An 8146-nucleotide genomic window follows, 5' to 3' on the forward strand; every position below is an offset into this window, starting at 1 on the left:
CAAAGGATCACGTTGGAAGGCTTCTTGGCATTTGCTGCCTCTCTCTTATCCAGGAGCTCGTTAATACGTGTCATTTCAATTAAGTCTTCAATTTTAGATTTTACTTCCATTTGTAACCCCTCCTAATAAATTGTTTGATGTAAATATTATAACATGTATCGGGCTTATATTTTCTTAAGTTTTGCAAAAGCGGCGTACATTACTTTCTGGCCGGGTCCGGCTTATATTTTCTTAAGTTTTGCAAAAGCGGCGTACATTACTTTCTGGCCGGGTCCCGGTAGTTTGACAGCCTAGCCTTGTTCAGCACCCACTCAGACCAGTAATGGTCTTATTTTTTTGTCAAAACCTAAATTTTTGGTTGCACGGTACGGCATGATATGGTATAATAAAAGAAACATCTATGAGGTGTCTTATGAGATTGGGCTGGTCAAAAAAAGGCAATTCTGTTTCTTACTACGTTCACAAAACCATTCGTGTAGATGGCAAAAATAAATCTCTGGTAATCAAGCGTTTGGGTTCTGAAAAATTCATCTGTGAAAACTACGGCGTTGATGACGCCAAGGCCTGGGCCAAAGAGCAGGTTCGGCTTATGAATGAGGCTGAGAAAGAAGACACAGCAAAGTTCAACATAGAACTATGTGCCGGAACTGATCTGACCTTGGATGAGCAGAGGCGCTTCAATGGGGGATATCTTTTTCTTCAGGACATTTATTACGAACTGGGGCTACACAAGATCTGTCGTGCCATTTCTGGCAGACACCTTTTTGAGTACGATCTCAACGATATACTCTCACGCCTTATCTATACACGTATACTCTATCCCTCATCAAAGATGAGCAGCTTTGAAGAATCCAAACGTTTCATAGAGCAGCCTTCTTTTGAGTTGCATGATATTTACCGTGCTCTGTCTGTAATCGCCGAAGAATCCGACTACATCCAGAGCCGCCTCTTCAAGAACAGCTCTGCCATCCAGAAAAGGAACACTCAGGTTATCTACTATGACTGCACCAACTTCTATTTCGAGATTGATGAAGCTGAGGATGATAAACAGTTCGGGCATAGTAAAGAGAACCGTTCGCTCCCCATTGTAGGTATGGGACTGTTCATGGATGGTGACGGGATCCCGATCTCATTCTCAATCTTTCCCGGTAACAGAAATGAGCAGATGACAATGATCCCACTGGAAGAAAAAATGCTTTCCAACTTTGACATGTCTAAGTTTATTGTCTGCACCGATGCAGGGCTGTCTTCTGCAACAAACAGAGTGTTCAATTCCTATGATGGTGAAGACGGTATGCGTGGTTATATCACTACACAGCCAGTCAAAACGCTTAAAGGATTCCTTCAGGAATGGTGTATGGCAGATGATGGATGGAAACTGGACGGAGAAGATTCCAAGACTGAATACAAGATATCTGAACTGGACGATGAAAAAGACAGAGAAAAGATATTTTACAAGACCAGATGGATAAAGGAAGAAGGTGTAGTCCACACAGACAATGGCGATAAGAAGCAGATCATCGAGCAAAAGCTTATTGTGTCATACTCTATCAAATATCGTGAATTCCAACGCCATATCAGAGAAGGGCAGATTGAACGCGCCTTAAAAATGGTAGAGTCCGGCGAGAAAACAATAAACAAGAAAAGGCAGAATGATCCAAAACGTTTCATAAAGACTGACCACGCAACAAAAGATGGTGAAGTAGCTGATATATCAGCCAGCTACATAGATGACTCAATAATTGCTGACGAAGAAAAATATGATGGTTTCTATGCTGTATGCACTAACCTCGACGACAGCGTGAGCAGTATCGTCAAGGCCAACAAACGCAGATGGGAAATCGAGGAATGCTTTAGAATAATGAAAAGCGACTTCGAAGCCCGCCCTGTATACCTCAAACGTCAGGATAGGATTCTTGCCCATTTCATTTCATGCTTCATTGCGCTTATCGTTTACCGATACATGGAGAAAAAACTGGATAATAAGTATACCATCGACCAGATAATTCCGACGTTACAGGAAATGGACTTCATGAAATATGAAGGCAAAGGGTACCAACCCACATATACAAGGACATCTCTTACCGATGATCTTCATGAGGCATTCGGATTCTGCACTTCCAAGCAGATAGTCCCAATAGCCAAAATGAGGAACATCATCTCCAATACAAAGAAATGAAAAAGGAAGCCATGAGCCTAGGCTCCTGCCTCTGAATAAAGGGCGCAAAGCGCCCAAAAATCCTTAGTCTGCTTAATTGACAGAATATCTGTCCGGCTATGATTGTCAACCCCGTAGCCGCCTTGCGGTGCGCACAGCGCAGGGTTGACTATCATAGGCAGACAGATAAAAAAGCACCTAAGCAGACTAAGGATTATAGTGATACCCTAAAGGTATCATACTTTAATTCAAGGGCCAGCCGTAGCACTGCGGAGGTTGGGCTTCCATTCATGCATAAAGCCCACCAACTTGAACGCGTAACGTGCATCCGTGAAATATATAAAAGTCCTGTAATCCGCTTACAGAGCGGGCTACGGGACTTTTTCTTTCAAAACGCTGTCAAAAACAGGATTATACCGCATTTTGTGAACCCTTTACAACTATCACCCCAAAAGCAAAGGGCTCCATCCGCAAAACCTGCGGACAGAGCCCCTAAAATTCGTATTCTTTTACAGTTCTTTATCAGCCGTAAAGAGAAGCAATAGTTGCGCTCATAACTGATGAAAGAATGATTGAGAGTACTACTCCGATAGCAACAAAGATAAGCTGTGCCTTAGCCCAGTTTGACTTTGTCTTAGGTGTGCTGCTTCCAAATGCCCAAATGCAAAGCATAATGATGTTTACGCAAGGAATGCATGTAAGTAGAATTGTGAGTGCCCAATCACCGATTGTGATAACAGGCTCTACCTCAGGCTGTCCGTATGTAGGCATCTGCTGTGGTGTCTGATTAAGGTTGTTCATATCATCCATTGTTTTTTCCTCCTCTAAAACAATCCTCTAAAAAATGTCCTTAGTTATTATATATACATAATTGCATGATTGCAAATTTTTTAACGAAATATTTTAGTAAATTAAATCGTTAACCAACTGATTATAGAAAGGCACGATCCGTCCGAATACATTTCCCTCGAAGAACACCATAGGCTCTTTTCCGGGGAAAAGAGCTATCATCCGCCATATATAAATCCAAATGGTTATAAGGCATACAGCCATCAGAGGATACCTGAGGATCCTTGTACTCTTCCCCTGCACATAGCGCCTTATAACAAACGCTACTACAAGTGCCACCCATAACGGGTATGAAGGGTTATACTCAAGCGCCTTTATGGGGTGCAGTGTAATAAGGTTAAAAAGAGCTCTCGTAAGCCCGCATCCCGGGCACGGAAATCCACTCATTATCACCACCGGGCAGAACCTGTGAAATACAAGCTCAGCCAAAACCCACATGATGGCCAGAGCAATTATGGGTGCTCTGTTATCCCACAAATCTTTTATTATCCGCCTAAATACTGTCTTTACCATAGTAATTCCAATATACAGCAGACGAACGCACTTTTCATCAGTTTTTCATGAAGAAGTCGTAGATTCTCTTTCGGTAATCAGGTGCTGTATCAAAAGCTGCATGTCCATAGCCGTTGTACATATAAAGAGCACAATCGGTCCTGTTATCGAGCTTTTCTGCAATCTCCATGGACGCGTCACTGTCGAGAACCTCATCATCAAACACTCCGATAACCAGTACCGGGCATTTGATCTTTTCAATCTCATTAGTCACATCAAAGTCCTTAATGGCTTCAGCCAGGATTGCAAACTTCTCAAGTTCACCCTCTTTAACCGTTTCAGCCACATCATTGAAATAATCCTTGTACTGTTCATAAACTGCCGGAGGATAAACCTCTTTTCCAAAGTTCTGATACAGCTCTTTGGGATCCTTTTCCTTGGCAAGCTCTATCCAGTGATCGATAACTGTGCGCTGCTCGGGCTTAACATGAGATGATGTAGAGCCAAGGACAAGCTTTTTAACAAGCTCAGGATATTTAATGGCTATGGCCATCGCGATCATCCCGCCCTGAGATGCGCCAAAGAGGTATACATCCTTAAGGCCCAGTTCCTTCATTGCGTTTGCTGTATCATCCGCCATGTCGTATATTGAATAGCCATCGGACACTTCGTATTTTCTGTCAAAAAGATATGTGGTAAAATCACTGCCCATCATGGCATAGCTTGCTTCTACAGCTTCTTTTGCCTTTATGACACTCTGAACACTAAGCCCCGGCAATATTACAAAAGTCTTGCTGCCAAATCCGAACTTGCAGTAGCCCATTTCAAAATCATCTGTCCAAACCATTCCTGTTTCTGCCATTTTCTTTCCCTCCTAGGTATTTAACCTTATATGTCCTTACTTCCTAGTCTCGATGGTAGCAAAAGCTCTATCACAATCGTATCACACATTTTAGTGACAAAAAAAGCGCCACAGACATATCGCCTGTGACGCCCATAAGCTCTGTACTATTCAGATTTTGAAGATTAAGCCTCTTCCTCAGTCTTCTTCTTTCTTGTTGTTCTCTTTGGCTTCTCTTCGCCTTCCTCAGCCTCAGCCTTCTTAGCTGTAGTCTTCTTAGCTGCTGTCTTCTTAGGCTTCTCCTCGCCGTCCTCAGCTGCTGCCTTCTTGGCTGTTGTCTTCTTAGCTGCCTTCTTAGCGCCTTCCTTAACGTTCTCTACAAGGAAGTCTGCTGCCTTCTGAACTGCAAGGTCGCTCTTGAGCTGCTTCTTCTCAGCATCTGACATCATCTCTTTGAGCTTCTCAACTTCCATTCTGTACTGGTGAGCCATGCTCTCGATCTCAGCATCAACATCAGCATCAGAAACCTCGATCTTCTCAGCCTCAGCAACTGCCTCAAGAACGAGCCTACTCTTAATTCTCTCGATAGCCTGTGGCTTAACCTGTGCAAGCATCTGATCTACTGATCCGCCTGTGTACTGAAGGTACTGATCCATGTTCATACCCTGCATCTGAAGTCTCTGAGCGAACTCATTGACCATCTGTCTCTGCTGGGTCTCGATCATAGCCTCAGGAAGCTCCATCTCAGAGTCCTCGATGACAGCTCTTACAACTGCATCTTCTCTCTTAGCCTTCTCATCAGCTGCCTTCTTCTCCTCGAGCTTCTTCTTAACATCTTCCTTGTACTCAGCTACTGTATCAAAGCCTGCATCTGATGCAAACTCATCGTTGAGCTCAGGAAGCTCTTTTGCTCTGATTGAATTAACTTTGCACTTGAAGGTTGCATCCTTGCCTGCAAGGTTCTCTGCCTGATAGTCCTCAGGGAACTTAACGTTTACATCGCCTTTCTGGCCGATCTCAAATCCAACAAGCTGCTCCTCGAATCCGGGAATGAATGCGCCTGAACCGATTGTAAGAGGATAATCTGTTCCCTTACCACCGTCAAAAGCAACACCGTCAACAAATCCCTCGAAATCAAGAGATACTGTATCGCCGTCCTTAACTGCTCTGTCAGTAACGTCGATTGATCTTGCGTTCATGTTTCTCTGCTTGTCGATCTCAGCGTCAACCTCGTCATCTGTTACATCGAGGTCCATCTTCTCAACTTCGATTCCCTTATATTTTCCAAGCTTAACAGGTGGCTTAAGTGCTACCTCAGCAGTGAATACAAAATCCTTACCTGCTTCAAGCTCCTCAACATCAATCTTAGGTGAAGATACGACATCCTCGCCGCACTCTTCTACTGCCTTAGGATACTCTTCCTCGATAAGATCGTTGGCAGCATCCTCATAGAATACTCCCTTGCCATACATCTGCTCGATCATCTTGCGAGGAGCCTTACCCTTACGGAATCCAGGAATCTGGATTTTGTTCTTGTTCTTCTGGTATGCTTTCTCAATAGCCTTCTCAAGCTGTTCTGCAGGAACTGTGATCTTAAGCTTGGCCATGTTGTTTTCAAGCTTCTCAACTGTTACGCTCATTTTTGTTTCTCCTTCTATTAATGCTAAATTACCCCTTCTGGGCACAGTCGCTAAAGATTATAACATAACGATACAAAATAATCCATATTTTTTACGAAAACATCCCCAGTCCGAAGACAAGATACAAAAGACCGAGCTCCAAAATCAGCACCAGTCCCATGAATATCGGTACGGCTATGTTGATAACCCTGGTCACTCCACGATTTCTTTTACCATCAAGGAGCTGGTATACGCTGTAGGGAATAGCCCCCAGGATGCCCATTACGGCAAAGGCAGGGACGGTTATGAAGAAAAGAACTATCGACCCCACCTTCACTTTTTCCTTCTGGTCGTCAAACCATGCTCTGAAAAAGGTATAGGCAAAGCTTAAAAAGAATCCAAGCACAAGCCCCATAAGCCCTGAGCGCAGCATGTTCATCGGATCAAACTGCCCACGTCCAAAGAACATGCCATCCATGCTGTCCAGCATTCCGAATATTGAAAAGGCAACGGCGAAATACTTCTGAGTTTTGAATCTGTCTCTTTTCTTTGGTGCATACTGAGGAAGATTGCCGGCGGATTCTTTTGATCTAAAAAACTTCTCAGCTTCCCTTCTCTGCTCATTTCGCTCCACTGCTTCCTGATATGCTTTCTGCTGCGCCAACTCTGCAGCTGTCATATCAGCGCTTCTTGCCTGCAAAAAAGCCACAAGCTCTTCCTTTGTTCCCTCTGTATAAGAATCATTTTTGATGGTAAGGATAAGTTTCTTTTCAAGTGAGCAGATAAAATCATATGCTTCACCTGCATAAAATTTCACTGATTTATTAAGCGGTAAAAAGACATCTTTAAACACACCTTCTGCTCCGGTCACGGTAAACCTTACCTGTTTATCATCGGCAATAAGGCTGCAGGTCACATCACCGTCGAGATATGAAGGATTCAATAGATTCTCACACCCTATAAGTTCCTTGCTGCCGATCTTTGCAAGCTCTTTCTGAGCATCATTTATCACGCTCTCTTCAAGAGAAAATGTATTTTTAATCATTTTTTGCTCCTATCTTTTGCTTATCAACCCTGCTATTTTACTAGAAAATTTTCACATATTAAAGAGCTACTTACATTTTGCGGAAATATTATCGCTATAAAGTTTATAAACATGCATATTTAAGCAAAAATTTACAATATTTTTATGCTTAAAGTTTTCTTTTTTCCGCGCAGAAGAATATAATATTTAGTATACAGATTATCAACACATCTTGGAGGCGTGTTATGACAAAAGAAAAAAAGACAAAGACAAAAACATCAAACAACATCAAGGTTTTCGACAGTATTAAGACAAGGCTCATAGCGGTCATGCTGCTTGTGACCATCATTCCGCTAATGGTGGCTATCATTGTGAGTTACAACACATCCACAGAAAAAGCAACAACTGATGCAATTGACTCCCTGGACTGGCAGGCCTGGTATATTGAGTCCGAATTCGAGACCATAATCCAAAAAAATATTGCAGCCATGCAGGCTATTGCAGCTGCACCCTCTACAAAGGCTTATTTTATAAATCCAAATGACCTGACTGCATCAGCCAAAGCCATGGCTTATCTTAACACAGTAGACAAATCCTTGGATGATGGTAACATCTCAGTCCTTACGGGCACAGACGGAATGCAGCTTCTGCGCGCATCGGGTAAAACTGTTGACGTTTCAAAAAGAGAGTATTTTGCTCAGGCAATGGCAGGAAACACCTACGTATCCGATGTTATCACCTCAACTTCAACAGGTGCCCGTCAGGCTACGATCGCAACTCCTGTTTTTGGAGACGGCGGACAGGTAATAGGCATTGTTCAGCGAAACTACAGCATGGATGACCTTCATACCCTTCTTTCAGAGGAGGCTGATGATGGTTTCATATCTGACAGAGTTGGTATGGTTGCAGCTATGTCCAACCTGGAAATAACTCCCGAAAATGAACACGACATTGATCTTTCAGGAGCTCCCTTCATGGGCTCTACTGAAGAAAGCGGTCAGTATACTCAGACAGCAGGCGATGGTGAATCTATCATTTGCTGGGTAAAATCTCCCACGACCGGCTATGTAATAGCCTGCGCAGAGAGCGTAAAACAGATTAAGTCATCTGCAAGATCCGCCGCATTAATTGTGGTCATAATCGGCGTAGTAATGGCAATCGCA

Annotated in this window: 7 protein-coding genes; 2 read left to right on the top strand and 5 right to left on the bottom strand. The window is 43.2% G+C overall.

The window, feature by feature from the left end; genetic code table 11:
• The first annotated feature begins 412 nt into the window (after positions 1-412).
• Positions 413-2179 carry an IS1634 family transposase gene (locus J6O61_RS06245; protein WP_292210901.1) on the top strand — a complete coding sequence of 589 codons (1767 nt, stop codon included), beginning with the start codon at positions 413-415 and terminating at the stop codon, positions 2177-2179.
• 501 nt (positions 2180-2680) lie between these two features.
• Here the strand turns inward: J6O61_RS06245 and J6O61_RS06250 are convergent.
• The 5 genes from J6O61_RS06250 to J6O61_RS06270 all read right to left on the bottom strand — a co-directional run bounded on the left by J6O61_RS06250 (position 2681) and on the right by J6O61_RS06270 (position 7004).
• The gene (locus J6O61_RS06250) at positions 2681-2968 is read right to left on the bottom strand and encodes a hypothetical protein (RefSeq protein WP_292210903.1); all 288 of its coding nucleotides are present in this window, start codon (positions 2966-2968) and stop codon (positions 2681-2683) included.
• Positions 2969-3061: 93 nt separating this feature from the next.
• Entirely contained in the window at positions 3062-3520 is a 459-nt protein-coding gene (locus tag J6O61_RS06255) for a DUF2752 domain-containing protein (protein WP_292210906.1), read from the bottom strand.
• Positions 3521-3557: 37 nt separating this feature from the next.
• Positions 3558-4361 (bottom strand): alpha/beta fold hydrolase, encoded by an 804-nt coding sequence (locus J6O61_RS06260; RefSeq protein ID WP_292210908.1) that lies wholly within the window; start codon positions 4359-4361, stop codon positions 3558-3560.
• 164 nt (positions 4362-4525) lie between these two features.
• On the bottom strand, positions 4526-5980 hold the full coding sequence (gene tig, locus J6O61_RS06265; protein WP_292210911.1) for a trigger factor: 1455 nt from the start codon (positions 5978-5980) through the stop codon (positions 4526-4528).
• Between the two features lie 91 nt (positions 5981-6071).
• A complete protein-coding gene (locus J6O61_RS06270; RefSeq protein WP_292210914.1) occupies positions 6072-7004 on the bottom strand; it encodes a hypothetical protein in 933 nt (310 codons plus the stop codon).
• Between the two features lie 224 nt (positions 7005-7228).
• Here J6O61_RS06270 and J6O61_RS06275 point away from each other — a divergent pair.
• On the top strand, positions 7229-8146 hold a 918-nt coding region (locus tag J6O61_RS06275), incomplete at its 3' end, for a cache domain-containing protein (RefSeq protein WP_292210918.1).

The sequence above is a fragment of the Butyrivibrio sp. genome (genome assembly GCF_017635265.1).
Lineage (GTDB): Bacteria > Bacillota > Clostridia > Lachnospirales > Lachnospiraceae > Butyrivibrio.

Excerpts from the sequence above, each read along its gene's own strand:
- J6O61_RS06260 (WP_292210908.1), bottom strand. The coding sequence starts at position 4,361 with ATGGCAGAAACAGGAATGGTTTGGACAGATGATTTTGAAATGGGCTAC.
- J6O61_RS06245 (WP_292210901.1), top strand. The coding sequence starts at position 413 with ATGAGATTGGGCTGGTCAAAAAAAGGCAATTCTGTTTCTTACTACGTT.
- J6O61_RS06255 (WP_292210906.1), bottom strand. The coding sequence starts at position 3,520 with ATGGTAAAGACAGTATTTAGGCGGATAATAAAAGATTTGTGGGATAAC.
- tig (WP_292210911.1), bottom strand. The coding sequence starts at position 5,980 with ATGAGCGTAACAGTTGAGAAGCTTGAAAACAACATGGCCAAGCTTAAG.
- J6O61_RS06270 (WP_292210914.1), bottom strand. The coding sequence starts at position 7,004 with ATGATTAAAAATACATTTTCTCTTGAAGAGAGCGTGATAAATGATGCT.
- J6O61_RS06250 (WP_292210903.1), bottom strand. The coding sequence starts at position 2,968 with ATGGATGATATGAACAACCTTAATCAGACACCACAGCAGATGCCTACA.